The sequence below is a fragment of the Streptomyces sp. NPDC005808 genome, assembly GCF_042871385.1.
GTDB lineage: Bacteria > Actinomycetota > Actinomycetes > Streptomycetales > Streptomycetaceae > Streptomyces.
Genome location: NZ_JBIAIK010000020.1, coordinates 95,395 through 121,071, shown reverse-complemented (window position 1 = coordinate 121,071; position 25,677 = coordinate 95,395). Strand labels below are relative to the sequence as shown.

Annotated in this window: 27 protein-coding genes; 11 read left to right on the top strand and 16 right to left on the bottom strand. The window is 69.6% G+C overall.

Annotation, left to right across the window (positions count from 1 at the left end):
* The first annotated feature begins 43 nt into the window (after nucleotides 1-43).
* Nucleotides 44-208, top strand: coding sequence for a hypothetical protein (locus ACFYPC_RS33075; RefSeq protein WP_391890355.1), 165 nt, complete (start codon nucleotides 44-46; stop codon nucleotides 206-208).
* A 111-nt stretch (nucleotides 209-319) separates the two neighbouring features.
* Here the strand turns inward: ACFYPC_RS33075 and ACFYPC_RS33070 are convergent, their stop codons facing one another.
* The 4 genes from ACFYPC_RS33070 to ACFYPC_RS33055 all read right to left on the bottom strand — a co-directional run bounded on the left by ACFYPC_RS33070 (nucleotide 320) and on the right by ACFYPC_RS33055 (nucleotide 3,195).
* On the bottom strand, nucleotides 320-775 hold the full coding sequence (locus ACFYPC_RS33070; protein ID WP_391890352.1) for a DUF6099 family protein: 456 nt from the start codon (nucleotides 773-775) through the stop codon (nucleotides 320-322).
* Between the two features lie 314 nt (nucleotides 776-1,089).
* Nucleotides 1,090-1,422: a nucleotide pyrophosphohydrolase gene (locus ACFYPC_RS33065; protein ID WP_391890349.1), complete on the bottom strand. Its 333-nt coding sequence runs from the start codon at nucleotides 1,420-1,422 to the stop codon at nucleotides 1,090-1,092.
* A gap of 104 nt (nucleotides 1,423-1,526) precedes the next feature.
* On the bottom strand, nucleotides 1,527-2,678 hold the full coding sequence (locus ACFYPC_RS33060; RefSeq protein ID WP_391890347.1) for an AAA family ATPase: 1,152 nt from the start codon (nucleotides 2,676-2,678) through the stop codon (nucleotides 1,527-1,529).
* 127 nt (nucleotides 2,679-2,805) lie between these two features.
* Nucleotides 2,806-3,195 (bottom strand): cell division protein SepF, encoded by a 390-nt coding sequence (locus ACFYPC_RS33055; protein ID WP_385735554.1) that lies wholly within the window; start codon nucleotides 3,193-3,195, stop codon nucleotides 2,806-2,808.
* A gap of 176 nt (nucleotides 3,196-3,371) precedes the next feature.
* On the opposite strand from ACFYPC_RS33055, the gene ACFYPC_RS33050 reads away from it, so the two are divergent.
* From ACFYPC_RS33050 to ACFYPC_RS33020, 7 genes are all read left to right on the top strand, one after another.
* The gene (locus tag ACFYPC_RS33050; RefSeq protein WP_391890404.1) at nucleotides 3,372-3,791 is read left to right on the top strand and encodes a molybdopterin-binding protein; all 420 of its coding nucleotides are present in this window, start codon (nucleotides 3,372-3,374) and stop codon (nucleotides 3,789-3,791) included.
* A 294-nt stretch (nucleotides 3,792-4,085) separates the two neighbouring features.
* Entirely contained in the window at nucleotides 4,086-4,856 is a 771-nt protein-coding gene (locus ACFYPC_RS33045; RefSeq protein ID WP_391890344.1) for an SDR family NAD(P)-dependent oxidoreductase, read from the top strand.
* Between the two features lie 410 nt (nucleotides 4,857-5,266).
* Nucleotides 5,267-5,851, top strand: coding sequence for a TerD family protein (locus ACFYPC_RS33040; RefSeq protein WP_391890341.1), 585 nt, complete (start codon nucleotides 5,267-5,269; stop codon nucleotides 5,849-5,851).
* 446 nt (nucleotides 5,852-6,297) lie between these two features.
* The gene (locus ACFYPC_RS33035; protein WP_391890338.1) at nucleotides 6,298-6,801 is read left to right on the top strand and encodes a hypothetical protein; all 504 of its coding nucleotides are present in this window, start codon (nucleotides 6,298-6,300) and stop codon (nucleotides 6,799-6,801) included.
* 397 nt (nucleotides 6,802-7,198) lie between these two features.
* Entirely contained in the window at nucleotides 7,199-7,477 is a 279-nt protein-coding gene (locus ACFYPC_RS33030) for a polyprenyl synthetase (RefSeq protein WP_391890335.1), read from the top strand.
* On the top strand, nucleotides 7,467-8,522 hold the full coding sequence (locus ACFYPC_RS33025) for a polyprenyl synthetase family protein (RefSeq protein WP_391890332.1): 1,056 nt from the start codon (nucleotides 7,467-7,469) through the stop codon (nucleotides 8,520-8,522). The genes ACFYPC_RS33030 and ACFYPC_RS33025 overlap by 11 nt, the downstream gene beginning before the upstream one ends.
* 130 nt (nucleotides 8,523-8,652) lie before the next feature.
* Complete coding sequence (locus ACFYPC_RS33020) at nucleotides 8,653-9,810, top strand: oxygenase MpaB family protein (RefSeq protein ID WP_391890329.1); 1,158 nt, start codon at nucleotides 8,653-8,655, stop codon at nucleotides 9,808-9,810.
* Between the two features lie 127 nt (nucleotides 9,811-9,937).
* Here the strand turns inward: ACFYPC_RS33020 and ACFYPC_RS33015 are convergent, their stop codons facing one another.
* Nucleotides 9,938-11,266 (bottom strand): class I SAM-dependent RNA methyltransferase, encoded by a 1,329-nt coding sequence (locus ACFYPC_RS33015; protein ID WP_391890326.1) that lies wholly within the window; start codon nucleotides 11,264-11,266, stop codon nucleotides 9,938-9,940.
* 216 nt (nucleotides 11,267-11,482) lie between these two features.
* On the bottom strand, nucleotides 11,483-13,537 hold the full coding sequence (locus ACFYPC_RS33010) for an APC family permease (protein WP_391890323.1): 2,055 nt from the start codon (nucleotides 13,535-13,537) through the stop codon (nucleotides 11,483-11,485).
* Between the two features lie 632 nt (nucleotides 13,538-14,169).
* On the opposite strand from ACFYPC_RS33010, the gene ACFYPC_RS33005 reads away from it, so the two are divergent.
* Nucleotides 14,170-14,844, top strand: a complete 675-nt coding sequence (locus ACFYPC_RS33005; protein ID WP_391890320.1) for a potassium channel family protein — start codon at nucleotides 14,170-14,172, stop codon at nucleotides 14,842-14,844.
* Nucleotides 14,841-15,518 carry a potassium channel family protein gene (locus ACFYPC_RS33000; protein ID WP_391890317.1) on the top strand — a complete coding sequence of 226 codons (678 nt, stop codon included), beginning with the start codon at nucleotides 14,841-14,843 and terminating at the stop codon, nucleotides 15,516-15,518. The genes ACFYPC_RS33005 and ACFYPC_RS33000 overlap by 4 nt, the downstream gene beginning before the upstream one ends.
* 107 nt (nucleotides 15,519-15,625) lie before the next feature.
* Here ACFYPC_RS33000 and ACFYPC_RS32995 read toward each other — a convergent pair whose 3' ends face one another.
* From ACFYPC_RS32995 to ACFYPC_RS32960, 8 genes are all read right to left on the bottom strand, one after another.
* Nucleotides 15,626-16,381: a DUF3159 domain-containing protein gene (locus ACFYPC_RS32995; protein WP_391890314.1), complete on the bottom strand. Its 756-nt coding sequence runs from the start codon at nucleotides 16,379-16,381 to the stop codon at nucleotides 15,626-15,628.
* Nucleotides 16,382-16,384: 3 nt separating this feature from the next.
* Nucleotides 16,385-16,783, bottom strand: a complete 399-nt coding sequence (locus ACFYPC_RS32990) for an OB-fold nucleic acid binding domain-containing protein (RefSeq protein WP_391890311.1) — start codon at nucleotides 16,781-16,783, stop codon at nucleotides 16,385-16,387.
* A gap of 96 nt (nucleotides 16,784-16,879) precedes the next feature.
* A complete protein-coding gene (locus ACFYPC_RS32985; protein WP_391890308.1) occupies nucleotides 16,880-17,563 on the bottom strand; it encodes a response regulator in 684 nt (227 codons plus the stop codon).
* The gene (locus tag ACFYPC_RS32980) at nucleotides 17,560-20,208 is read right to left on the bottom strand and encodes an ATP-binding protein (RefSeq protein WP_391890305.1); all 2,649 of its coding nucleotides are present in this window, start codon (nucleotides 20,206-20,208) and stop codon (nucleotides 17,560-17,562) included. The genes ACFYPC_RS32985 and ACFYPC_RS32980 overlap by 4 nt, the downstream gene beginning before the upstream one ends.
* A gap of 180 nt (nucleotides 20,209-20,388) precedes the next feature.
* Nucleotides 20,389-21,609 carry an alginate lyase family protein gene (locus tag ACFYPC_RS32975; RefSeq protein WP_391890302.1) on the bottom strand — a complete coding sequence of 407 codons (1,221 nt, stop codon included), beginning with the start codon at nucleotides 21,607-21,609 and terminating at the stop codon, nucleotides 20,389-20,391.
* A 203-nt stretch (nucleotides 21,610-21,812) separates the two neighbouring features.
* Nucleotides 21,813-22,574 carry a DUF3710 domain-containing protein gene (locus ACFYPC_RS32970; protein ID WP_391890299.1) on the bottom strand — a complete coding sequence of 254 codons (762 nt, stop codon included), beginning with the start codon at nucleotides 22,572-22,574 and terminating at the stop codon, nucleotides 21,813-21,815.
* A gap of 1 nt (nucleotide 22,575) precedes the next feature.
* A complete protein-coding gene (gene dut, locus ACFYPC_RS32965) occupies nucleotides 22,576-23,091 on the bottom strand; it encodes a dUTP diphosphatase (RefSeq protein WP_391890296.1) in 516 nt (171 codons plus the stop codon).
* A complete protein-coding gene (locus tag ACFYPC_RS32960) occupies nucleotides 23,088-23,672 on the bottom strand; it encodes a PaaI family thioesterase (RefSeq protein ID WP_391890293.1) in 585 nt (194 codons plus the stop codon). The genes dut and ACFYPC_RS32960 overlap by 4 nt, the downstream gene beginning before the upstream one ends.
* Before the next feature lie 58 nt (nucleotides 23,673-23,730).
* Here ACFYPC_RS32960 and ACFYPC_RS32955 point away from each other — a divergent pair, with 58 nt between their 5' ends.
* Nucleotides 23,731-24,192, top strand: a complete 462-nt coding sequence (locus tag ACFYPC_RS32955; RefSeq protein WP_391890290.1) for a DUF3093 domain-containing protein — start codon at nucleotides 23,731-23,733, stop codon at nucleotides 24,190-24,192.
* 42 nt (nucleotides 24,193-24,234) lie between these two features.
* On the opposite strand, the gene ACFYPC_RS32950 is transcribed toward ACFYPC_RS32955, so the two are convergent.
* Nucleotides 24,235-25,170 (bottom strand): hypothetical protein, encoded by a 936-nt coding sequence (locus ACFYPC_RS32950; RefSeq protein ID WP_391890287.1) that lies wholly within the window; start codon nucleotides 25,168-25,170, stop codon nucleotides 24,235-24,237.
* Nucleotides 25,171-25,183: 13 nt separating this feature from the next.
* Entirely contained in the window at nucleotides 25,184-25,480 is a 297-nt protein-coding gene (locus tag ACFYPC_RS32945) for a DUF4193 domain-containing protein (RefSeq protein ID WP_003997302.1), read from the bottom strand.
* Nucleotides 25,481-25,677 lie beyond the last annotated feature (197 nt).

Below are 25,677 nucleotides of genomic sequence, written 5' to 3'. Positions count from 1 at the left end.
CCGCACCGGTCCCCTGTCGGGGCCACGGGCCGAGGAGGCCGTCATGTCCCAAGACGCAGTTCCACAGCAGGCAGTGCCGGCGCAGCCGAAAGGGCTGCTCCAGCAGATGGAGGAGCTGATGGCGGCGCTCAACGCCGATCTGTGCCAGCTGGACGCGGATCTTTCGGGCCCCCGGCCCGCACTCGCCGAGGAGGGCGACCGCGGCTGACGCAGGGGGCGTTTTTCGCCCCACCGCCCTCGGGACGGCACGGCGTCGTCGGCGTCGCCCTCAAACGCCGGACGGCCAGTCGTCCTCAAACGCCGGACGGCTGAAGGCACCTCACCCGGCCGCCTTGTCCTGCACCGTCAGTCGTCTCAGCATCTCCAGCACCCGGTCCCGGGACTCGTCCGCCGCGTCGATGGCCTCCATGCACTGCCAGTACGTCGCCTGGTCGTCCGACGCGCAGGCGATCCCGACGAGGGCGATCCCGACCTCGCCGAGGAGACAGCCCAGGCAGACGAGGGCCTCGCGGGCGTCGCCCAGCTCGGTGAGCCGGGCGGCCCGTAAGGCGCTGACGTCGAGGGCATGGGCGCCGAGGACTCCGCAGCCCCGGCCCGCCAGCTCGGTCAGTCCCAGTGCCTCTCCCCGGAGTTCGGGGGGACCCGAGACGGCGAACCGGCTGCCTATCGCCTGGGCCAGGGCATGCGCCTGCCACGCCTCCTCCATCACCTCCGGAGCCTCGCCGGTCCCCGCCAGGGCACGCCTGCTCGCCACTATGAGCCGCACCGCCTCCATGCGCTGTCCCCGTCTGTCCCGACGCACTCACCGCACGTCAACTCGAACTCGGCCGTCCACTACCCAGAGTGAGTTCAAGCGGGACGAAAAGCCAGAGGAAGCCCGAAATCTGTGGACACGGAGTTGTGCGTGGACAACTCGACGACTCCATAGAGTGACAATCCCGCGGATCCTTCGAGCTACTCGGACCAATCGGGCTGCCCGGACCGCCCGTACCGCCAGGACTGCCAGGACTGCCCGTACCGTCCGGCTTACCCCGAATACCCGATACCCCGATTACCCCGACTCCCCGGATTCCTGTAACACCCCGGCCGTCACGGCCCCTCCGGCGCCGGGAACCTCCGCTCGTTCCGGTCGATCTTGGCGTCGAGCGCCGCGAGCGGGTCGATGCCTAGCACCTCGCAGAACTGGAGCAGATAGGCCAGGACGTCCGCGACCTCGTCGGTGACGCGGTGAGCGGTGTCCGCGTCGTCCATCACCCGGGCCGACTCCTCCGGCGTCAACCACTGGAAGATCTCCACCAGTTCGGAGGCCTCCACGCTCAGGGCGGCGACGAGGTTCTTGGGGGTGTGGTAGGGCTGCCAGTTCCGCGCGGCCGCGAACTCGGCCAGCCGGCGCTGCAGTTTCCCTACGTCCAGTTCACTCACAGCTCACGTCCAGCTTCCGTCACAGCTCACGTCCAGCTTCCGTCACGACTTGCGTCTCGTCCCAGTACCAGACCCGCCTGCCGGCCCCCGCGACCGCTGAAGGCCTACAGCTCCACCACCGTCACGCCAGGCACCCCGTACCCCCAGGAGGCGTCGCTCACGGTGCCGACCAGCCGGATGTGCCCACGCTCGCACATCCGCGCCGCCAGCCGCACCAACTCCCCCGTCTGCCGGGCGTCCAGGCAGCGGTCGAGGCCGTCGGTCAGGACAGTCAGCGTCTGCAAGGCCGCGGGAACCTCACCGGCCTGGTCGACCGCCAGCACGCCCGGCCCCGTGAGCAGCACCAGGGCCAGCGCCAGATACCTCAACTCGCCGTCCCCGAGCAGCCCCAGCTCCGTACGAACGCCGTCGCCGCGGTCGAGGAAGGCTCGGATGGTGCCGTCGCGCAGGGTCTCGCCCAGTACATCGACGACGGAGCCCGCGCATCCGGCCTCGACCGCGGTGACCAGTTGCGCGTGCCGCCGGCCGCACTCCGCCCGCGTACGCCACAGCACTTCGGCGAGGTTGTCGCAGCCCCTCAGCAGCAGGCCGGACCCGACCGGGACGGGGGCACGCATCAGCCGGGGGCTCGGGTCGCAGGCGAAGACGGATCGCAGCGCGAGCACCATCTGCTCGGCGGCGGCAAGGACTTGGCGCTCGCCGGCCGTCCTGCCCGAGACGCGCAGCGGCAGGAGCGCGGTGCCGAGGCGGTCGTCGGGGAGCGGACCCCGGGTCACCCCGGACGAACCCCCGGTGTGCCAGGCGGCCTGGACCACAGGGCGCCCCGGGTCCCGTAGCGCCGTCTCCAGCAGGGTCAGGCCGCCCACCGTCAACCGCTCACCCACGATGCGCAGTTCGGGCTCGGCCTGGACGGCGATGTCGAGGCGGACGGGGCCTTCGGGCCCGTTGACGGTGCAGCCGATACGGAAGCCGCGCCGTCCCTGGGCGTCGGGGCGGGCACGCTCGGGCACACAGGTGACCGGCGCCGGGAACACCTCACCCAGCTCGGCGCCGCTGCCGAGCTGTGCCAGCGCCTCGTACGCCCGCAGGGCACTGGTCTTGCCGCTGCCGCTCGGCCCGGCGACGAGGGTGAGCGGTCCGAGCGGGAACCGGACGCGCCGGTGCGCGGCGAAGGCGGCGAGCCGCAGCTCGGTGACGCCCGGGCGGTCGGGGCGCACCTCCGCCACCGCGGGGGCTTCGAGAGAGGGCAGGGTCATATCCGGACGGTAGGCCTCCGCCGTCAGGCGAACCGTTCCGCCTCGAGGACCTTCCTACGATCGAGGGACGGCGCCCCGACTGGCACCAAAGCGCACCCGGGAACTACGGCGTACCGAGAAGCTCGTGTCACGCCCCAGGAATCCGCGCTCCCTCCATCAGCCCCTGGACCTCGGTACCCGGCGGCGTCAGCAGGAACACGTTCTTGTCGACCCGGTGCATGCCGCTCGCCAGCCCGAAGACCACACCGGTGCTGAAGTCCAGTACCCGCTTGGCGACTTCGGTCTCCGCGCCGGTCAGGTCGAGGAGGACGGGTATGCCTGCCATCAGGGTCTCGGCGACCTCGCGCGCGTCCGCGAACACGTTGATCCGCAGCACCATGAAGCGGCGGCGCGCCTCCGTCGGGGCCTCGGGTATCGACCGGTGGTCGACTGCCGAAGGCCAGGCGTCCCGGCCCCGCAACGGAACTACCTGGGCGAGCCCCTCCCACTGTTCGTCGGTGGCGTCGTGGCCGTTCACAGGTCCACCCCGTCCTGGCTCGCACTCGTTGTCTGCACCGGGCAATTCTTACGCATGGTCACCCGTTCGGCCCAACAGCGACACGGTCCGCGACGCGTCCGCGGGCAGTGGGCCGACGGCAAGACAGACATAATGTGCCGAACCTTCCGGCCCGCACCGCGATCGAGGCGTTCCTCATGAGTCTGAGCATCCGCAATCAACTCCCCGGCACCGTCACCTCCGTCACCCCGGGTGAGGTGATGGCGACGGTGAAGGTACGTCTCGAGGGCGGTCAGGACCTCACGGCGGCCGTCACCCTGGAGGCCGTCGAGGACCTGGGACTGACCCAGGGTTCCGCGGTCCGCGCCCTCATCAAGTCGACGGAGGTGTCCCTGGCCACCGGCCCGGTGAGCGGGGTCAGCATCCGCAACCAACTCCCCGGCACGGTCAGCGACGTCGCCACCGGGGGCGCCATGGCCCGCGTGAAGGTCGATGTCGCGGGCGGCAAGTTGACCGCCGCGATCACCAGGGACGCGGCCACGGAACTCGGCCTGGCCCCCGGTTCCCCGGTCGTGGCACTCGTCAAGGCGACCGAGGTGTCACTCTCGAACGCCTGACGGCCGCCTCCGACCGCACCTGCCTCACACCGGAATCCTGGCGACGACGGGCTCCCACCCCTGCGGATGCAGGCCGTCGGCGCACGCCGCTCCACCGGCGCCCTCGCCGAACTCCCCGTCAGTGCCCGCGATATGGGCGGCTCCGCTGCCCCCTCACCACGGGCCGGGGCAGGAGCCGCTCTTGGTTCATCGCGTCCGGCCCTACCGCCCCCTCCCCCTCCTCCTCCCCCTCCCCCGCTCGCACTCGGGTGCCGCGGCTGTTCGGCGGGTACAGGCGCGTGTTGGAATGCTGTGATGCGGGACTTCGCCAACAGAACGGGTGCCGCGTTCGTCGCCGGCGGCACGGGCGGTATCGGCGCGGCGGTCGTACGGACGCTGGCCGAGCGGGGCAGCGACGTGGCGTTCACGTATCGCGCCAACCAGGCCGCTGCCGACGCCCTCGCCGATGAGGTGAAGGCGTACGGGCGCCAAGTGCTTTCCCTGCGGCTCGACTTGACCGACGAGTCGGCCACGGCGGGAGCGGTGTCCGAGGCCGCCTCGGCGTTCGGCGGTGTCCACACCCTGGTGTACGCGGCGGGCCCGCACGTGCCGATGGTGCATCTGAGCAAGGTCACGCCGAGCCAGTACCGCGCGCAACTCGACGCGGACGCGGGGGCGTTCTTCAACCTGGTCCATGCCGCGCTGCCGAGACTGCGGGAGAGTCGGGGCAGCATCGTCGCCGTCACCACCGTGGCCACCCGCCGGTTCCCCGTCCGGGACGGGCTGTCGTCGGGCACGAAGGGCGCCGTCGAGGCGGTCGCACGAGCACTGGCCGCCGAAGAGGGGCGGTACGGGGTGCGCGTGAACTGTGTCGGCCCCGGCATGCTGACCGACGGCATCGCCGCCCGGCTGATCAGTTCCGGCGAACTCGACGAGGCGGCCCTGGAGATCACCCGGCGCAACATCCCCCTGCGCCGGTTCGGGGACGCGACGGACATCGCGGAGGCGGTCACGTTCCTGGCGTCGGACCGGGCCGGTTTCATCACCGGGCAGGCACTGGGCGTGGACGGCGGGTACAGCGTCTAGCGGGGACAACACCATGACAGGCCAACGGGAGGCAGCCAATCCGGCAATCAGCGCATGAACCCGCCCCTGCCTCCGTTCGCACGACGTCACACGCTACGACGACGCGCGGCACGCGGGTCCGGTTCCGCTCCCCACCTCCGGTTCCAGTCCCAGTCGCCGCGTCCGGTTCCAGTCCCCGCCTCCGTTCCCGGTCCCTGTTGCCGCTCCAGTTGCAGCTCCAGTTCCAGTGTCGGCCAGAGCCGAACGAGATGAACACAGGCAGTGGTACACCTGTCACGTTCAGCGACCTTCTTCGGCCGGATCCCCTCCGTCGACTCCTCTGTCCCGGTATTTCTGGACCTGATGTGCTCGACTTCGGTGGCGCCAGACACAATTCGTGTGTCGCAGTCGCCTCACCGAGGGGTTCACGCATGATCACACTCACGAAAGAAGACGGCCCGGCGGATCTGGATGGGGTGACCCACCTGACCATCGGCGCGTCCTGGGACCCGACCGTCGGGAGCAGCGGCGGCCTGATCGGCAAGATCCGACAGAAGGTCGGTACGGACCTCGACCTGATCGCCATCGCGATGCAGGGCGCGGACCCGGTGCGGCTGGCCGGCCTCGACTCCCCGGATCCGCTGGGCAACGGCTCGCTGCTGCACAGCGGGGACAACCAGACCGGCCAGGGCGATGGCGACGACGAGACGGTGACCGTCAACTTCGCCAAGGTGCCGGCCAACATCACGTCCATCGTGTTCGTCGCCGCCGCGTACAAGAAGGGCAGCAACTTCCAGAAGGCCCGGAACATCAGCTTCAAGGTGTACGACGCGACGGGCGGCAGCACCCAGCAGGTCGCCGACATCTGGCCGAGCCTGCTCAGCGCCGACAACGGCTGCGCCGTGGCCAAGGCCATTCGGGACGGCGCGACCTGGAAGCTCCAGGTCATCAACGAGACCGGGAAGATCAAGCAGGGCGACGAAAAGGCCCTGATGCGCTTCGCCGTGAGCAAGTAGACGCGCTCCGGGTCGGCGCTGCGCCCAGCGCCGACCCGGACGCCGGTCCCCCGAACACCCGAACACCCGGCTCTTGGCTCGCGGCTGGCGGCTGGCGGCTGGCGGCTGGCGGCTGGCGGCTGGCGGCTGGCGGCTCAAGCAGGTTTCCACAACCGGCCGAGAAACATCCGCACCAGACGAGACGTCACGGCATCTCGCGCATCAGGAATCACGCCAATATCGGCGTGCTTCGCCGGGCAGCCGAACCATGCCTGACTCCGCCCCGCGAGCCCCGCACCTCCTCCCCATGCCGTGCGGATATGCAGCCCAGGCACCCACTTCACACACTCGCCGCATGACCGTCACACAAGGAACACATTCGGCCGGTCCACGGTCGGCGGGCTCTTCTCGGGGCAGACGGCGCGCGCGTGGCCCGCCTAGCCTCCCGAGCCATGCGATCACCACGTATGAGACGACTGGGCCTCGCCACCCTCCTCGGTTTCCTCCTCGCCGTCTTCGGCCTGGGCACGAGTGCGAGCGCGGCGGACGCCGACCTGACGTTCGCCACCGACTCCGCCACCACGACGCCCGGCGGCACGGTGAACCTCTCGATGACGCTGACCAACAACAAGACCTACGACGTCCTGTTCGTCTACCAGACGATCGACCCCACCTGGCTGACCACCCAGCGGCCCGACCTCAAGTACAGCTTCACCGGCTGCAGTCTGACCACGGACACCGGCAGCACCCCCTGCTCCGGCACCGGGCCCACCAACCTGGGCACGAACTACGGCGCCACGATCCCGCCCGGGCAGAGCCGGACCGTGACCCTGACCCTGCAGGTCGCCGCCGACTCGGGCTGCAACGGCAACATCGGCTTCTACTCCTACTACTACGCGGACTTCAGCGACGCCACGAACACCAGCGGCGGCCCGGTCTACACACCGGAGACGCGCGTCCTCTGCGCCTGACCGCCCACCAACCGACTCACACACACCCCGCGCACGGTCCCACTGCGCGGGGTGTCCGTCAGGTCCGCCGGAACCCCGTTCGGCGACTCCCGGCTGCCGCCGCACCGTCAATCGGACCTGTGCCGGCTGTGCGGCGCGCGGAATCTCCGGGCGCCTTCCGGGCGGCGCCAGCCGGCCCTGCTGCCCGAGCAGAGCGTCACGGCGGGCCGCGGTCGGGTGGCAGCACCGCGTCTCTCCTCGCCTGCCCCAGCAGTAGCGGCATCCAAGATCCGCACGGTCGAGCGGTGGGATCACTCGATCGTGAGTTCTTCCGCTGTCGCACCCGGCGGGACGCGATCCTCGGAAGGACGGTGTGCGCCCAGGGCTCCCTGGACGTACGACGGACGAGGGGGATGGCGTGACACAAGAAGCGGGACGGCGCGAAGGCCTGGACGCACAGGCCCTGTTGCTGGCTTTCGGGCTGGCCGATCTGGCGGTGAGCACGGTGGGCTCGACCCTGGAGACGGTGCGCGGGCTGCTGCGCCGGTCGGACGCCGCGGAGTTGGCGGCCGAGGCCGAGAACGAACTCGTCGCGCGGGGGCGCCTGGTGCTGGACCGGTACGCGGCCGTGCCCCCGGCCGACTTGGAGATCCTCGCCCGGCGCGCCCTGGCTCGGAAGGCCGCCTGTGACGTCTGACCGGTGGGAGTGGGCCGCGTTCAAGGTCCGTGTGGACGAGGTGTTGTGCCGGTTCGTCGCCCGGGAGGCCGACGAGTTGGCGGTAATCGATCCGCTGCTCGGCACGGTGGCCGAGAGGCTGGAGGCGGCGGTCGCGGACGGCAAGCGGCTACGGGCGGCGTTCTGCTACTGGGGCTGGCGTGCGGTGGGACAACCGGACAGCGACGCGCTGCTGCGGGCGGCGGCGTCCATGGAACTGGTGCACGCCGCAGCGGTCGTGCACGACGACCTCATCGACGACAGTCCGCTGCGGCATGGGCGGCCCACAACCCACGTCGCCCTGCGCGGAGCCGTAGGGGCTCGTCCGGACGCCGATGCCGCCGCGCGGTCGTTGGCGATGCTGGTGGGAGACCTGCTGATGGCGCTGGCCGGGCAGTTGTTCGCCACCAGCGGTCTGCCTTCCGCGTATCTCGTCCGGGCCCGCCCGTTGTGGGCGGTGATGGCCCGCGAGCTGATCGCGGGCGAGTGTCTGGAGATCCTGCGCACCGGAGTCGGCCCGGACACCGAGGCGTCGCTGAAGGTGATCCGGTACAAGACCGCCAAGTACACCGTCGAACAGCCCCTGTTGATCGGTGGTGCACTGGCCGGGGCGGGCGCGCGGCTGCGCGAGGGCTACTCCGCTTACGGGCTGCCGCTGGGCGAGGCGTTCCAGCTCCGGGACGATCTGCTCGGGCTGTTCGGAGACCCCGAGCACACCGGCAAGGCCAATGCCGACGATGTGCGCGGTCGCCGGCCCACCGCGCTGCTGGCAGAGACCTGGCGTCTCGCCGACGACGCGGAGCGCGAGCTGTTGAACTCCCTACTGGGCCGGGGCGACCTGGACAGGGAAGGCCTGGACGCGGTGCGCGAGTTGATGAACCGGCTGAGGGCGCCCGACCGCATCGAGGACATGATCAGGGCACGGGTCGAGGAGGCTCTCGGTGCCCTCCACGAACTGGATCTACCGGCGCACGCCGCCATCGGACTGACCGCGCTGGCGCATTCCGCGGCAGTACGCCTGTCCTGACCGCTCGCATCCGGCGCGAGCGATCAGCACACCTGCCATGACCGCTGCATCTGCGCGAGCCCGTGCGCTCCCGGGCGGGCGCCTCTCCCGTCTGTCGCGGACGCCGCCGAGGAAGATGAGGAACCCTGCCATGACCTACACCGACGCATCGATGAACGCCCTGCGGCGGGCCGGCGACGAACTCGCCGATGCCACCGTCGCCGAGCTCTTCGAACGGGGAGAGGTGGGCAAGTTCAACACCCTGATGCGCTACGTCTCCACCGCCGGCGCTCCCCTGCCGGACGGACTGCCCGACGTCGCACGCGAGTACCTGGAAGCCACCCGCACCCCACCCGCCTGGGTGGACTGGGCGGAGATGGAGAAGGCCCGGCTGTTCTTCATCGACAACAACGTGCACATCTCCACCGCGCTGTCCTTCGCCGCCATGCCCGCCTGCTACCTCGTCCCGCACGTGGCGAAGCTGCTGTCGGCCACCCACGGAATGCAGTACCCGTCCAAACGGATGGCGGAGACCGGCCAGTTCACCGTCCACCTGATGCAGCCCGACGCCTTCGAGGCCGGCAGCCGGTTCATCCCCGCCGCCCAGAAGGTCCGCCTCCTGCACGCCTCCATCCGCCACCACCTCGCCCGCGAGAACCGCTGGGACACCGCGACCTACGGAACACCGATCTGCCAGGAGGACATGATCGGCGGGCAGATGTTCTTCTCCCTGCTCGTCCTGGACAGCCTGCACCGCCTCGGCATCCACATGTCGACGGAGGGCGCGGAAGCCTACTACTACGCGTGGCGCGTCGTCGGCGCCATGCTCGGCGTCGACCAGGACGCCGTCCCCCGAACCCTCGACGAGGCCCGCCAGTTCATCGACCTGTACATGGTCCGGCACATGGGCCCCTCCGAGGAGGGCACGCATCTGACCCGGCAGCTGATCGACCTCTACGAGGAGGTAGTGCCCGGCACCTTCTTCGATCCCATCGTCTCCGCCCTCATCCGCCACCTCATCGGCGACACCTGCGCCGACTGGCTCCACGTCCCGCGCACATCGTGGGACACCGTCGTCAAGGCCGTGCCCCACCTCCTCGGCGTCCTGGAGACGGTCGAGGACCGCTCTCCACTCGGCGCCTGGGCCCTGGACCGCCTCGGCCACCTCACCACGGTCCTCGAGCTGTCCTCCCTCACCCGTGGACGCGTCATGCACTACGCGATCCCCGAAACCCTCAAGAAGGACTACGGCATCACCAGCGCGGTGCCCCGCACCCACCGGTGGATCCCCCCGGCCACCACCGTCTGACGCCCCGCAAGCCCAGCGGCCACGGCTATGGACGTCAGCCTGGACCAGACCACAAGCAGAGGCAGCGGCGACAGACATGCACTGTCGAGGTGTGGGAACTCAGGAGCCATTACCCAGAACCTGCAGGTCAGACGCCCTTGGCCACCGGCTCCAGAATCGCCACGCACTCCACGTGATGAGTCATCGGAAACAGATCGAACGCCCGCAGCGTCCGCACCTTGTAGCCGCCGTCCCGGAAATACCCCAGGTCGCGCGCGAGTGCCGCCGGGTCGCAGGCGACGTACGCGATGCGGCGGGCGTCCAGCGACGCGAGGTGCTCGACGGTCTTCTTGCCGGCGCCGGAGCGCGGCGGGTCGAGGACGATCAGGTCGACCTCGGTGATTCCGGTGCGCGGGAGGACGGCTTCGACCTTGCCCTGTTCGATGCGGACGCGGTCGAAGGCGGCGAGGTTGTGACGGGCGTCCTCGACCGCGCGCTTGCCGGACTCGATGCCGAGGACCGCGCCCTTGTCGCCGAGACGGTCGGCGAGGGCGCCGGCGAAGAGGCCGACGCCGCAGTACAGGTCGAGCGCCATCTCGCCCTTGCGCGGCATCAGGCCCTGCATGACGGCCTTGACCAGGGTGTCCGCGGCCTGCGGGTGGACCTGCCAGAAGCCGCCGCTGCCGACACGGTACGTACGGCCGTCGGCGCGCTCGCGGACGAAGGCGCGGCCGTGGACGCGGTGGATGCCGCCGTCGTGCTCCTCGACGCGCATGACGGAGACGGGCTTGTCGAGCTCGACGAGGGGCAGCCGGGCGCCGGGCCTGGGTTCGAGGATCACCATGCGGTCCTGGGAGCCCGTCGCTGCGATCGCGTCGACCGAGACCATGCCGGACCAGTCACGCTCCTCGACACCGAGCTCGCTGACCCCTTCGGCTGCGATCATGCAGTGCGCGATCGGCTCGACCTCGTGCGAGCGGTGGCGGCGCAGCCCCGCGTTGCCGTCCGGATCGACGGCGTACTGCACGCGCGTGCGCCAGGCCGGGACCTCACCCGCCGGCAGCTTGTCGCCCTCGGCGGGCATCACCGTGCCGTCCCAGCCGGCCTCCTCCGGAGTGAGGCCGGCGAGCCGCTGCAGTTGCTCGGTGATGACCTCGCCCTTGAGCCGTCGCTGAGCGCCCGGCTTGGCGTGCTGCCAGTCGCAGCCGCCGCAGCGGCCGGGACCGGCGTACGGACAGGGGGCCGCCACGCGGTCCTTGGACGGTTCGAGCACGGTGACGGCGTCGGCGCGCAGGAACCGCGCGCCTTCCTCGCCCTCGGTCACCCGCGCCAGGACCCGCTCGCCGGGCAGGGTGTGCCGGACGAAGAGGACCTGTCCCTCGGCCGTACGGGCGATGCAGTGCCCGCCGTGGGCGACAGGACCGATCTCGACCTCGTACTCCTCCCCCACCAGCGATTTCTTCGGTTCTGCCTGCATGGCGGGGTGACTCCAGATGCGAAAGAGATGCGAAAGGGTGCGGAAAAACGCTGCGGAAAGGGAGAACGGCCGGACAACAGCCCACCAGTCTACGTGGCCACCGCCCGGCCGCTCACCACGAAGCCGAGGGGCATCAAGGCAGAGAGGTACACGGCCAGAGAGGCGGCATCACGGCAGAGAGGCGTCACGGCCAGAGGGCGTCACGCCCGAGGGGCGTCAGCTCTTCGTCGGCCCCGACGGCTCCTTCGGGCGGTCCTGGGCCGGACCACGCCGCACCGCCCCCGGCGCGTTCCAGTCCTGCCGCTTACGGGCCCGCTTCCGCGCGACCTCGGAGGACTCCAGCTGGTAGGGCACCGACGTCACCATGACGCCCGGCGTGAACAGCAGCCGGCCCTTCAGCCTGAGCGCGCTCTGGTTGTGCAGCAGCTGCTCGTACCAGTGGCCGACCACGTACTCGGGGATGATCACGGACACCGCGTCGCGCGGGGACTCGCGCCGCAGCCCCTTCACGTACTCGATGACCGGCCGCGTGATCTCGCGGTAAGGCGAATCCAGGACCTTCAGCGGTACGTCGATGCCGCGCCGCTCCCACTCCTCGCGCAGCGCCTTCGTCTCGACCGGGTCGACATTGACGCTGAGCGCCTCCAGAGTGTCGGAGCGCATCAGCTTGGCGTACGCGAGGGCCCGCAGCGAGGGGCGGTGGATCTTGGAGATCAGGACGACGGAGTGGACGCGGGAGGGGCGGACGCTGTCGTCGGACGGCCCGTCGGGCGCGGCCAGTTCCTCGGCCACCCGGTCGTAGTGCCTGCGGATCGCGCTCATCGTCGCGTAGAAGATCACCATGCCGAGCAGCGCGACCCAGGCGCCGTGGGTGAACTTCGTGACGAGTACGACGACCAGCACCAGCCCGGTGAAGAAGGCTCCGAAGGTGTTGATCGCCCGGGAGCGGATCATGTGGCGGCGCTTGGCCTGGTCCTTCTCGGTGCGCAGATGACGGTTCCAGTGCCGGACCATGCCGGTCTGGCTGAGCGTGAAGGAGACGAAGACACCGACGATGTAGAGCTGGATGAGTTTGGTCGAGTCCGCCCCGTAGACCCAGACGAGCAGCGCGGCCGCGAGCGCCAGCAGCACGATGCCGTTGGAGAAGGCGAGGCGGTCGCCACGGGTGTGCAACTGGCGCGGGAGGTAGCGGTCCTGGGCGAGGATCGAGCCGAGCAGCGGGAAGCCGTTGTACGCGGTGTTGGCGGCGAGGAACAGGACCAGCGCGGTGGCGGCGGCGAGTACGACGAACGGGAAGCTGCCCTTGCCGAAGACCGCCTCGGCGACCTGCGAGATCACCGGGTTCTGGATGTAGCCGGAGCCGACCGCGACACCGTTGTGGATCAGGTCGACGGCCGGGTTCTCGGCCATCCGCACCTTAGTCACCATGGCCAGGCCGATGATGCCGCAGAACATCGTGACGGCGAGCAGGCCCATCGCCGCGAGGGTGGTCGCGGCGTTCTTCGATTTGGGCTTGCGGAAGGCCGGGACGCCGTTGGAGATCGCCTCGACGCCGGTGAGCGCGGCGCAGCCGGAGGAGAAGGCGCGCAGCAGCAGGAAGACGAGGGCGAAGCCGGCGAGTCCCTGGTGCTCGGCCTCGATGTGGAAGTCGGCGGTCGGCGCCTTCATGGTGTCGCCAAGGACGAGTCCACGGAACGAACCCCACGCGATCATGATGAAGACGCCCGCCACGAAGACGTAGGTCGGAATCGCGAAGAGTTTGCCCGACTCCTTCACTCCGCGCAGGTTCATCAGCGTGAGCAGCACGATGACGCCGACCGCGCACAGCACCTTGTGCTCGATCACGAACGGGATCGCCGAGCCGAGGTTCTCGATGCCGGAGGCGATCGACACGGCGACGGTGAGGACGTAGTCGACGAGCAGCGCGCTGGCGACGGTGAGGCCGGCACGGGGGCCGAGGTTGGTGTTGGCGACCTCGTAGTCGCCGCCACCGCTCGGGTAGGCATGCACGTTCTGCCGGTAGGAGGCGACCACGGTGAACATCAGCACCACGACCGCGACCGCGATCCACGGGCTGAAGTGGTAGGCCGACACGCCCGCGATGGAGAGGACCAGGAGCACTTCTCCGGGTGCGTAGGCCACGGAGGAGAGCGGGTCGGATGCGAAGACGGGGAGTGCGATGCGCTTCGGCAGGAGCGTTTCTCCGAGCCGGTCACTGCGCAGTGCGCGCCCGATGAGGATCCGTTTGGGCACGTCGGTCAGTTTGGACACGCAGAGGATCGTAAGCGTTCGAACGGGAGGCCGCCCACCCGCCGCACGACATCTGCCCTCCGAGTGAAAACGGGTGCATGCCACGTTGCGGATTCCGCAGTCACGCAGATCCGCATGCCTATATGAAAAACATCCACACTTGCCCGCTTATGGAGGTTCCATGCACACCACCGCGGAGTTCATCGGCGCGACCGCCGGGCTCATCGGCCTCGGAATCCTGACCCTTCTGAGCGTCCGCAGCATCAACCGCCGCTGATCCCCGCGCCTCCGCGCCTCCGCGCCTCCGCACCTCCGGTCGGCCGCAGCACCGCTCCGAGTACGTCGCCGCCGACAGATGTCGACTGACGGCTTCCGGTCAGTTACCTGGCGCGAGGCCGGCGTGACCCAGATCACCTGGGCGCACTCCCAGGCCACGACCCCCCGTCGATCCGTACGGCTTTGCCGCTACGGTGGAGGCTGACAAGCGATGCAGACGGCTCACACCTGCGCGGGATCACCATCAGGATTCACCGGCATGATGTTGCCCAGTGGCCGAAAACTGACCGCAGCGTGTTGCCCGGCGAGCCGAGAGAGAGCTATGAGCAGGACATTTACGCAGGTCAAAGGCCTAGCGGGGAGTGCGGGGTAAGGCCGTGCATATTGTCATCATGGGCTGCGGAAGAGTCGGTTCCGCTCTTGCCCGGACCCTGGAGCAACAGGGGCACACGGTCGCCGTGATCGACCAGGACCCCACCGCCTTCCGACGACTGGGCTCCGGGTTCGGCGGCCGTCGCGTCACCGGAGTCGGCTTCGACCAGGACACGCTGCGCGAGGCGGGGATCGAGGAGGCCGGAGCCTTCGCCGCGGTCTCCAGCGGTGACAACTCGAACATCATCGCCGCCCGGGTGGCCCGCGAGATGTTCAGCATCGAGAACGTGGCGGCGCGCATCTACGACCCGCGCCGAGCCGAGGTCTACCAACGCCTGGGCATCCCGACCGTCGCCACCGTCCGCTGGACGGCCGACCAGATGCTCCGCCGACTGCTGCCCTCGGGCGCCGAGCCGCTGTGGCGCGACCCGACCGGCGGCGTACAGCTCGCCGAGGTGCACGCATCCACCGCCTGGGTCGGTCACAAGATCAGCCGGCTCCAGGACGAGACCGGCGTACGCGTGGCCTTCCTCACCCGACTGGGCGAAGCGGTGCTGCCCAGCTCGCAGACGGTCCTGCAAGAAGGCGACCTGGTGCACGTGATGATGCGCACCTTCGACGTGGACAAGGTCGAGGCGTCCTTCGCCAAGGGCCCTGAAGAGGAAGCCGGTCACTCATGAGAGTCGCCATTGCCGGGGCCGGCGCCGTGGGCCGCTCGATCGCGGGCGAACTCCTGGAGAACGGTCACGAGGTCCTACTGATCGACAAGGCGCCCACCGCCATCTCGGTCGAGCGCGTCCCGCAGGCGGAGTGGCTGCTCGCCGACGCCTGCGAGATCACCTCCCTGGACGAGGCCGCGCTCCAGCGCTGCAATGTGGTCATCGCGGCCACCGGCGACGACAAGGTCAACCTCGTCGTCTCACTGCTCGCGAAGACCGAGTACGGAGTCCCGCGGGTCGTCGCCCGCGTCAACAACCCCAAGAACGAGTGGCTGTTCAACGAGTCCTGGGGCGTCGACGTCGCCGTCTCCACCCCGCGCCTGATGTCGGCGCTGGTCGAGGAGGCCGTCAGCGTCGGCGACCTGGTCCGCCTGCTCCGCTTCAGCCACGGCGACGCCAACCTCGTCGAGCTGACCCTGCCGCCGGAGTCCGCCCTGGCCGGCACCCAGGTCGGCGACGTGGAATGGCCCGAGGACACGTCCCTGGTCACCATCATCCGCGGCACCCGCGTCCTGACCCCTTCCCGGGAGGACTCCCTGGAGGCCGGCGACGAACTCCTCTTCGTGGCCGCACAGGCCCGCGAGGAGCAGCTGGAGGACCTGCTCTCGGTGCGCCGCGAGGACGCGAGCAGCTAGGACCTGTCCGGTACGAGGATGGGGGCGCCCGGAGATCTCCGGGCGCCCCCATCCTCGTACCGGCTGAAATCCTCGTACCGGCTGAATCCTCGTACCGGCGGAAGTGCTCACGCCTCCCGGCGGTGGCTGGTCGGCGCGGTGTCGCCGCGCTCCTGTGCCAGTGCGGCCTTGCGCTCGTTCTCCGCCTTCTCCTCGGCCTCCATCTCGGCGAACACGTCGATCGGCGCCGGCGCCTTCGCGAGGAAGACCCAGGTGAGCCAGACGGCGAGCAGGAAGGGCGGGATCTTCAGGGCGATCAGGACCCAGCCGAACTGGGTGGTGTCGCCCCACCAGTAGAGCGGGAAGAGGATGGCGCACTTGGCCAGCAGGATCAGTCCCCAGGCCCAACTGGCCTTCGCGTACGCCTTCTTGCGGCCGGGGTTGCGGGTGCGCCAGGAGAGGTTCTCCTTGAAGACCGGGCCGAGCATCAGGCCGATCAGGGGGACGCCCGCGAGGGTGGTGACGATGTAGGCGAGGGCCAGGCCGAGCGTGTAGAGCATGCCCGGCAGGTAGAAGTCCTTCGCGTTGCCCGTCATCATCGCGAAGACCACGCCGAAGGCGACGCCGAAGACGCCGCTGAAGGCGTGCTTGACGGTGTCCTTCATGGCCAGGCGGACCACGACGAGCAGCACGGACATGGCGAGGGCTGCGATGGCCGCCGAATGCAGGTCCTTGTTGATCGTGAAGATGGTGACGAAGAGGAGGCCGGGCACGACGGTCTCGACCATGCCCCGCACACCGCCGAACGCCTCGAAGAGCGCGGCCTCCGTCACCGCCCTCGAGTCCTGCTGGGGGTCTTCGGTCGGCTTGTCGAGCGACGTCACCGGCTACTCCCGTCCACGCGGTCTGAGTTCGTACTTCGGGTTGAACAGCACCCTACGGCCCCGGCTCATGGAGACGCGGCCCGATGCGATGAGTTTGCGCCCTGGCTCGATGCCCACGATGGAGCGCCGTCCGAGCCACACCACGTCCAGGGCCGCCGAGCCGTCGAACAGCTCGGCCTCCAGGGCCGGGACTCCGGCGCGCGGACGCAGAGTGACCGTGCGCAAGGTACCAGTAACCGTCACGATCTGCCGGTCGTGGCAGTCGCCGATACGCGTGCAGCCCGCGGTCTCGGAGTCCTCGCGCAGCTCCTCGGACTCCAGGTCCTCCTGGGACGAGGAGAGCCTGTCCAGCATGCGCCGGAACCGGCCCACAGACTTTTCGGAACGCGGAACAGCACTCATACCGAAAGCGTACCGGGGGCGCTGAAGGCCTCGTACCCACGAGGGTCGGCGTTCGAACGCATCCCGAGGGCCGGGGTTCGACCGTACCCCCGAGGGTCAGCGTTCGAACCGGTATCCCATCCCCGGCTCCGTGATGAAGTGCCGCGGGTGCGAGGGGTCCACCTCCAGCTTGCGGCGCAGCTGCGCCATGTAGACCCGCAGGTAGTTCGTCTCCGTGCCGTACGACGGCCCCCAGACCTCCTGGAGCAGCTGCTTCTGGCTGACCAGGCGGCCGGTGTTGCGCACCAGGACCTCCAGGAGGTGCCACTCCGTGGGGGTCAGGCGCACATCGCGACCGTCGCGGTTGACCTTCTTGGCGGCCAGGTCGACGGTGAAGTCCTCGGTCTCGACGATCACGTCGTCCTCGCCGCCCCCGGTGGGCTCCGCGCGGCGGACGGCGGCGCGCAGCCGGGCCAGCAGCTCGTCCATGCCGAAGGGCTTGGTGACGTAGTCGTCGGCGCCCGCGTCGAGCGCCTCGACCTTCTCGTCGGAGGAGTGCCGGGCGGAGAGCACCAGGATGGGCACCCGGGTCCAGCCGCGCAGCCCCCTGATCACCTCGACGCCGTCCATGTCGGGCAGGCCGAGGTCGAGCACGATGACGTCGGGGTGCCGGGCGGCGGCGAGCTGGAGCGCGGTGGCGCCGTCGGGGGCCGCGTCGACCTCGTACTTGCGTGCCTTCAGGTTGATGACGAGGGCTCGCGTGATCTGGGGCTCGTCATCGACCACGAGGACCCGGGTCATGAGGCCTGCCTTTCTGCTGATGGTGCCGACGCATCTGGTGGTACCGACGCATCTGTCGCTGGTGCTGACGCATCTGCTGCCGGTGCTGATGCATTCGCTGCTGCTGCTGGTGTTGACGCAGGTGTTGACACAGCGGTGCTCAGGTCGGGGCGGCCGGGCACCGCCCGGAGTGTGAGCACCATGGTGAGTCCGCCGCCGGGGGTGTCCTCGGCGTTCAGTGTGCCGCCCATCGCCTCCGCGAAGCCGCGGGCGACGGCGAGGCCGAGGCCCACACCGGCGCCGCGCGGGGCGTCGCCGTAGCGCTGGAAGGGCTCGAAGATGCGGTCCTTGGCCTCGTCGGGGACGCCCGGGCCGCGGTCCACGACCCGCATCTCCACCCGGTCGGCCATGGCGCTCGCCGACACCAGGACGAGTTCGTCGGCGGGACTGTACTTGACGGCGTTCTCGACGAGGTTGGCGACAGCCCGCTCCAGCAGCCCCGCGTCGACGGCGATCATCGGCAGGCTCTCCGGGATGTCCAGCTCGACGCTGTCCTCGGGTACGCCGCCGAGCGCCATCGGGACCACCTCGTCGAGGTCGATCTCGCGGACCAGCGGAGAGACCGTGCCGGTCTGGAGACGGGACATGTCCAGCAGGTTGCCCACCAGGTGGTCGAGGCGGTCCGCGCCGTCCTCGATGCCCATGAGGAGTTCCGCCTCATCCTCCTCCGACCAGGCCACGTCGTCCGACCGCAGGGAGGAGACCGCCGCCTTGATCCCGGCCAGGGGAGTACGGAGGTCGTGGCTCACCGCCGCCAGCAAGGCCGTGCGGATGCGGTTGCCCTCGGCCAGCTCCTTGGCCTGGTCGGCCTCGTGCTGAAGACGCTGCCTGTCCAGGACCACCGCGGCCTGCGCGGCGAAGGCAGCCAGGACCCGGCGGTCCGAGGCCGGCAGTACCCGCCCGGACAGCGCGAGCGCCAGGTGGTCGCCCACCGGGATGTCCACGTCCGCCTCCTCGGGGCGCACGCACGGCCTCGGGCCCACGCTCCCCGCGCAGGTCCACGGATCGACGTCACTCTCCCGCTCCAGCAGCGCCACCGACTCCATCCCGAACGTCTCCCGGACTCGCTCCAACAGCGCCTCCAGGCTGTTCTCGCCCCGCAGCACACTGCCCGCCAGGAACGAGAGAATCTCCGACTCGGCACGCAGACGGGCCGCCTGGTGCGTGCGCCGGGCCGCCAGATCCACCACCGACGCCACTGACACGGCGACCCCGAAGAAGATCGTGATGGCCACGATGTTCTTCGGATCGGCGATCGTCAGCCGGTGCAGCGGGGGCGTGTAGTAGTAGTTCAGCAGCAGGGAACCCAGGGCCGCCGAGGCGAGCGCCGGATACAGGCCGCCGAGCAGAGCCGCCCCCACCGTCAACGCCAGGAACAACAGCATGTCGTTGGCGAGGCCCAGATCCACCGTGTTCAGGAAGAGCGCGAGGACCACCGGACCGGCCACGCCGACGAGCCAGCCCCAGATGATCCGGGAACGCCCCAGCCTCGCGCCGCGCGCCACCGGCAACCCCCGCCCCTTGCCCGCCTCGTCGTGCGTGACGATGTGCACGTCCAGGTCGGAGCCCGATTCGCGGGCGACCGTGGCGCCGACGCCCGGCCCGAACACGTACTGCCAGGTCTTTCGGCGTGAGGAGCCGAGCACGATCTGCGTGGCGTTGACGCCCCGCGCGAAGTCCAGCAGGGCGGCGGGGATGTCGTCCCCGACCACGTGGTGGAAGGTGCCGCCGAGATCCTCGGCCAGAGTGCGCTGGACGGCCAGCTCCTTGGGCGAGGCGGAGGTCAGCCCGTCGCTGCGGGCGATGTACACGGCCAGCACCTCGCCGCCCGCTCCCTTCTCCGCGAGGCGTGCCGCACGCCGGATCAGGGTCCGCCCCTCCGGACCGCCCGTCAGCCCCACCACGATCCGCTCCCTCGAACCCCAGATCTTCTTCACGCTGTGATCAGTGCGGTACTCGGTGAGGTACTCGTCGACCCGGTCCGCCACCCAGAGCAGCGCCAGTTCGCGCAGAGCGGTGAGATTGCCGGGACGGAAGTAGTTCGACAGCGCCGCGTCGACCTTGTCGGACTTGTAGATGTTTCCGTGCGCCATCCGCCGCCGCAGCGCCTGGGGCGACATGTCGATCAGCTCTATCTGATCCGCCCGCCGGACCACCTCGTCCGGAACGGTTTCCCGCTGCCGTACACCCGTGATCGACTCCACCACATCGCCCAGCGACTCGAGATGCTGGATGTTGACCGTCGAGACGACGTCGATCCCGGCCGCGAGCAGCTCCTGCACGTCCTGCCAGCGCTTGGCGTTACGCGAGCCGGGGACGTTGGTGTGGGCAAGCTCGTCGACGAGGGCGACCTGGGGGTGCCGGGCCAGTACGGCGTCCACGTCCATCTCGGTGAAGACGGAGCCTCGGTACTCCAGTTCCGTGCGCGGGACCTGCTCCAGGCCGTGCAGCATCACCTCGGTACGCGCGCGATGGTGGTGCTCGACGAACGCGACCACACAGTCGGTGCCCCGCTCGACGCGCCGGTGCGCCTCGGAGAGCATCGCGTACGTCTTGCCGACGCCCGGCGCCGCGCCCAGGTAGATCCGAAGCTTGCCGCGTCCCATGGCCCCTATTGTCTTCCCGTCACCGCTGTGTACGCAGCGTCGACCTTACGGCCAATAATCCCGGCAAAAGGGACGGGAGGCTGGACGGCGGGCGTTTTGACGCAACCCTGATGGCCGGGCACCCGTGTCGCTGGTGGGCACCCGGCCGCGGGACGGTTCAGCTGAGGTCGTCCCCGTGCATCAGCTGAGGTTGTCCCCCTGGGTCAGGGTCTCCCAGGCCACGAACAGGTTGTTGGTGCCGGCCGGGCGGCTCTGCAGGGTCAGGTTCTGGGTGTTGGTCATGCCATAGCCGAGGCGGTTGTGCATGGCGTTGTAGCCGACCTCGGTGACCGGTCCGAGCCCGAGAGTGAGGGACCCACCGCACAGCGAACTCGGCACCGCCTCGCCCAGCTGGTACTTGGCGTGGAAGCCGAGCGCCTGACGCAGCCGCTCACCCACGTCGGTGGTGTACAGGTCGATGCCCTGGATACGACTGGTCTCCGCGACGTGCGAGATGGAGGAGATGCCGTACCCGGTGTGCACGAAGTCGCGGCACGTCTCCTGGCTGAGGCCGGTGGTGAAGGTCGACTGCCCCTGCCAGTAGGCGACGATCTTGGCCGTGGTGTCGAGGTTCTGGCTCGGCACGGTCTTCGGTACGGCGCCGTCGGAGGAGAGGTAGATGTAGGCGGCCGTACGCGTACGGAACTTCGCCATGGCGGAGTCCCACACCGCCTTGTCCTCGAGGAAGACGGAGATGCCGATGGCGGCCTCCATCATCGTCAGCTCCCAGTTCCCGTTGGAATTGGAGCCGTTGATGATCTCGGGCAGGTAGACGTTGCGCAGCATGGTCCCGAAGCGCGCGGAGTTGGTCCAGGTGCTGGTGTACGTGTACTTGATGATCTCGGCGGCCTTGGTCCACGAGGAGCCGGCCCAGCCGGTCTGCAGAGGCGCGTTGCTGTTGGTGTGGTCGGTGATCGTGGCCGACCAGGCGTCCATCAGCTGGATGGACTTCTGCGCGTAGCGGACATCGCGGGTGATGTACCAGGCGAGAGCCGTCGTGTACGCGGCTATCGCGTCCTCACGCTCGTCCGTGCAGCCGTTGTTGGGGTTCGAGTACGAGCCGCACTCGACGACCGAGCGCGGAAGGGGGGTGCGCGTCAGCGAGGCGTACTTGCTCGCCAGCATCTGGTCGTACGCGGCCTTCCAGGGCTGGGCGCCGGCGAGTACCTGGGTGCGGGCGAAGTCCAGCTGCCCCCTGGAGACGCCGACTCCGGGATGCACGAAGGTGGCGGGCGCGGCTTCGGCCTTCTGCTGGGTGCCGGGCAGGGAGAGGAGCGCGGCGACCAGGGCGGCGGTCGTGGCGACGGTGACGAGGAAGGCCGGGCGGCGTCTGCGGAGACGGACTGTGGGGGTTTCAGGCATGTGACGGGATCCGTTCTCATATGTGAACGACACACTGGGGACTGAACACACGCGTTGGCCGGGACCATAGGTCCAGACCAACTTTCCGTCAAGACCTGCCGAAGCACCTGCAGCTCAACCGCCCTTCGGTGAGGAGGGCTCGGGCATACGAAAGGGCCGCACCCCCTGCTGGGGATACGGCCCGACTCGTATGCCGAAAGTGGCTAGCGAACCTCGGTGGTCTCCGGTCCGCGCTGCAACTGCCCCATGCCGCCGGAGAAGCGGGACCCGGCCTGCTCCTCCTGCTGGACACCCTCGGGCACCATCTGCGCGTCGTTCGGCAGCTTCAGGACGATCGGGTCGCGGGGGGCCATCGGACCCTCACCACGCACGACGACCGTGTCCCGGAAGATCTGCTCAAGCAGACCCGCGGCCTGTGGCTGTACCGCGCCCTGTCCGGAGATCACTCCGCGCAGGAACCAACGGGGGCCGTCCACGCCGACGAACCGTACGACCTGGAAACCGCCCGTGCCGTCCGGCAGCTGCACCGGAACCTGCGCGCGCAGCTCCCAGCCCAGCGGGCCCTCGACCTCGTCGATGACACCGCCCTGCTGGGTGATGCCGGAGGCGATCTCCTCACGCACCTCGCCCCAGATGCCCTCACGCTTGGGAGCGGCGAAGGCCTGCAACTGGATGGCACTGTCCTTCAGGACGACGGTGGCCGCGACGATCGCGTCGCCCGCGACCTCCACCCGCAGCTCCATGCCGTCGACTCCGGGCACCAGAATGCCGCCCAGGTCGACACGGCCCTCGGCGGGGTCGCGCACCTCCGAGTCGTCCCAGGGTCCGTCGGGCCGCGGCTCGGGCTCGAGCCTCACCCGCTCCCGGTCCGTCCCGTCCGCCTCAGTGTCGACGTCGTCGACGACCTGCTCGGCCTCGCCCGCCGCGTCCTCGGCGGCACTGCCCTTCTTGCGACGTCCGAACACGTCACTGTCCTTCCCGGTCGGATACGACCGAAGCGTATCGATTCCCACCCGCCCCGCCGCCCACGGCGGCATGACCGCCGGTGGACCCGAAGCCCCCTGCGGCCCGCACCGAGTCGGGAAGCTCCGCGACCTCCTGGAAGCGGACCTTCTCGACCTGCTGGACGACCAGTTGGGCAATCCGGTCGAAGCGCTCGAACCGCACTGACTCGCGCGGGTCGAGATTCACCACGATCACCTTGATCTCCCCACGGTACCCGGCATCCACCGTCCCCGGGGCATTCACGAGGGCGACACCGCAGCGGGCGGCCAGCCCGGAACGGGGGTGTACGAAGGCCGCGTACCCCTCGGGCAGCGCGACAGACACTCCCGTGGGCAGAACGACTCGTTCACCCGGTTCCAGTTCACATCTCTCGGTGGTACGCAGATCCGCTCCCGCGTCACCGGGGTGCGCGTACTCGGGAAGCGGGACTTCCGGGTCGACGCGCCTGATCAGCACGTCCACTGGGTTACGGGTCACGGGTTCACCTCGAAGGCGCGTGCGCGCCGGGCCTGGTCGGGGTCGTTCATGGCCACCTGGATCTCCTCCTGGCGGCCGTTGTCGATGAAGTGGTCGACCTTCACCTCGATGAAGAGGGCGTCGGCGCGGACGGCGACGGGCCCCTCGGGGCCGCCGATCCGTCCGGTCGCGGTCGAGTAGATCTTGCGCCCGGCCACCGCGGTGACCGCAGCCTCCAGGTACAGCACGGTGCCGACGGGCACGGGCCGTACGAAGTCCGTCTCCAGCCGTCCCGTCACCGCGATGGTCCGCAGCAGCCAGTTCAGCGAGCCGAGCGTCTCGTCGAGTGCGGTGGCGAGCACCCCGCCGTGCGCGAGACCGGGGGCACCCTGGTGGGCGGCCCGCACGGTGAACTCCGCCGTGATCCGGACCCCCTCGCCCGCACGTGCTTCGAGGTGCAGCCCATGGGTCTGTCCCTCGCCGCATCCGAAACACTCCCCGTAGTGCGCGCCGAGGAGTTCACCGGCCGGGGGTGCGTCGGGGTGCCGCACCGGCATGACGGCGTCGGCGGGAGGCTTCAGAGCTGCGGAAGTACGACTCACAGCCGCAGACCTTACCCGCGCGTCAAGCCGGCAGACGCCCCGTGCCAAGCTTGACCACATGCAGCTCTCCGCCACCCCCTACGAAGAACGCCTCAACGCGCCCCGAACCTGGTGGCTGGTCTGCTTCCTGGTGGGGGTCTCGATGGCCCTGATCTTCCTCCCGTTCGGTGCGCTGCCGCTGCTGGGCGGTCTGGTCGGCGGCACCGCGGTCGCGGCGGTCGTGACGAGTTCGTACGGCTCGATCCGCATCCGGGTCGTGGGCGACTCCCTGATCGCGGGCGACGCGAAGATCCCGGTCGCGGCCCTCGGCGATGCCGTGACCCTGGACCAGGAGGAGGCGCGCGCCTGGCGCACGTTCAAGGCGGACACCCGTGCCTTCATGCTGCTGCGCGCCTACATCCCCACTGCCCTGAAGGTCGAGGTCACCGACCCCGCAGACCCGACGCCGTACCTGTACCTGTCGACCCGCGAGCCGGAGCGCCTGGCGGCGGCGCTGGAAGCCGCACGGGCAACGGCGTAGGGACCTGGTCGCCTCAGGGCGGACAGGACAGGCAGGGCGGGCTCAGTTCCCGAGCTCCTTGGGGATCTCCCCCATCCGCAGGGGGTCGGCGGGTGCGTCGAGCGGCGGGAGCTCCGGAAGGGCGTCCCACGGCACCTGGGACTTACGCAGGTCCTTGCGGATGTGCTCCGCGAGGCGTCTGGTGTCGCGGCGGTTCATGACCGCTCCGACCGCCGCGCCGACCATGAACGGCATCAGGTTGGGCAGGTCCCGGACCATGCGTTTCATGATCTGCTGGCGTAGCTGACGCTTCATGGGGCCGCCCAGCGCGGCGTTGAGCGACGCCACCTTCGTCACGTCGATCCCGCGCTCGGTGGACCAGGAGTTCAGATAGCCGGTACTGCGCTGCGTCAGGTTCCCGGGCGGCCGGACGCCGTACACCTCGTGCAGTTCGGCGATCAGCTTCAGCTCGATCGCGGCGACGCCGGTGATCTCGGCGGCGATCTCCGTGGGCATCGCGGGCGGCACCGGAAGCATGGCGGCCGCGCCGATGCCGGCGCCCACCGCGGACGTCGCGTTGGCCGCGCCCGCGACGAGCTTGTCGGCGAGCTGCTCCGCGGTCAGGCCGGGGAACTGCCGACGGAGGGTCGCGAGGTCCCGGACAGGGATACGCGGCGCGATGTCGATGATGCGGTCTGCGAGGTAGGACAGGCCTGCGCTCGCCCTGGTTCTGCCCTTGCGAACGCCTTCCTTGACGCCGTCACGGACGGCGGCCGCACGGCGCTTGGCCGCGGGCGCCGGGGTGTCCACGGGCACCAGTTCGCCGGTGGGCGCCGAAGCCCCTGCCGACGCCGTGGCGGGCGGCCGGTCGAGCGAGGCTGATCCTGGTCGGGAAGAGCCCCGCTCGTCGTCACGCACGCCTTCAGGGCCGTCTGACGGCCCTTCGTCCGCTCCCCGTCCGGAGGAGCGGCGCTTCCAGGGAGGGGTCGAGCCAGTCACGGCCGACCCCGCCTCAGTCGCAGTCGCGGCAGATCGGCTGGCCGTTCTTCTCTCGGGCCAGCTGGCTGCGGTGGTGCACCAGGAAGCAGCTCATGCAAGTGAACTCGTCCTGCTGCTTGGGCAGGACCCGGACGGCCAGCTCCTCGTTCGAGAGGTCCGCGCCGGGCAGCTCCAGGCCCTCTGCGGCCTCGAACTCATCCACGTCGACAGACGACGTCGACTTGTCGTTCCGGCGAGCCTTCAGTTCTTCAAGGCTGTCCGAATCGACGTCGTCGTCGGTCTTGCGTGGGGTGTCGTAATCCGTTGCCATGTCGCTCTCCCCCTCTGGGTGTCTGCGGTGTCTCAGCGCACGTAACGCGTGAGAGGCCGGACTTGTGCCCGACCCGAGGCGGAGATTTTGCCTCACATCAAGGTCTGTTACTCAATCGACACCCAACCGGACTCCTCAAGAGTGATCGGCTTGGATGGCGATGCGGACCGTACACGGTCCGAAGGCCGCACTTCAAA

Bases quoted from the DNA above. Each gene is read 5' to 3' on its own strand.
- ACFYPC_RS33075 (WP_391890355.1), top strand. From the start codon at position 44: ATGTCCCAAGACGCAGTTCCACAGCAGGCAGTGCCGGCGCAGCCGAAA.
- ACFYPC_RS33070 (WP_391890352.1), bottom strand. From the start codon at position 775: ATGGAGGCGGTGCGGCTCATAGTGGCGAGCAGGCGTGCCCTGGCGGGG.
- ACFYPC_RS33060 (WP_391890347.1), bottom strand. From the start codon at position 2,678: ATGACCCTGCCCTCTCTCGAAGCCCCCGCGGTGGCGGAGGTGCGCCCC.
- ACFYPC_RS33050 (WP_391890404.1), top strand. From the start codon at position 3,372: ATGAGTCTGAGCATCCGCAATCAACTCCCCGGCACCGTCACCTCCGTC.
- ACFYPC_RS33045 (WP_391890344.1), top strand. From the start codon at position 4,086: ATGCGGGACTTCGCCAACAGAACGGGTGCCGCGTTCGTCGCCGGCGGC.
- ACFYPC_RS33040 (WP_391890341.1), top strand. From the start codon at position 5,267: ATGATCACACTCACGAAAGAAGACGGCCCGGCGGATCTGGATGGGGTG.
- ACFYPC_RS33035 (WP_391890338.1), top strand. From the start codon at position 6,298: ATGAGACGACTGGGCCTCGCCACCCTCCTCGGTTTCCTCCTCGCCGTC.
- ACFYPC_RS33020 (WP_391890329.1), top strand. From the start codon at position 8,653: ATGACCTACACCGACGCATCGATGAACGCCCTGCGGCGGGCCGGCGAC.
- ACFYPC_RS33015 (WP_391890326.1), bottom strand. From the start codon at position 11,266: ATGCAGGCAGAACCGAAGAAATCGCTGGTGGGGGAGGAGTACGAGGTC.
- ACFYPC_RS33000 (WP_391890317.1), top strand. From the start codon at position 14,841: ATGAGAGTCGCCATTGCCGGGGCCGGCGCCGTGGGCCGCTCGATCGCG.
- ACFYPC_RS32990 (WP_391890311.1), bottom strand. From the start codon at position 16,783: ATGAGTGCTGTTCCGCGTTCCGAAAAGTCTGTGGGCCGGTTCCGGCGC.
- ACFYPC_RS32985 (WP_391890308.1), bottom strand. From the start codon at position 17,563: ATGACCCGGGTCCTCGTGGTCGATGACGAGCCCCAGATCACGCGAGCC.
- ACFYPC_RS32980 (WP_391890305.1), bottom strand. From the start codon at position 20,208: ATGGGACGCGGCAAGCTTCGGATCTACCTGGGCGCGGCGCCGGGCGTC.
- ACFYPC_RS32975 (WP_391890302.1), bottom strand. From the start codon at position 21,609: ATGCCTGAAACCCCCACAGTCCGTCTCCGCAGACGCCGCCCGGCCTTC.
- ACFYPC_RS32955 (WP_391890290.1), top strand. From the start codon at position 23,731: ATGCAGCTCTCCGCCACCCCCTACGAAGAACGCCTCAACGCGCCCCGA.
- ACFYPC_RS32945 (WP_003997302.1), bottom strand. From the start codon at position 25,480: ATGGCAACGGATTACGACACCCCACGCAAGACCGACGACGACGTCGAT.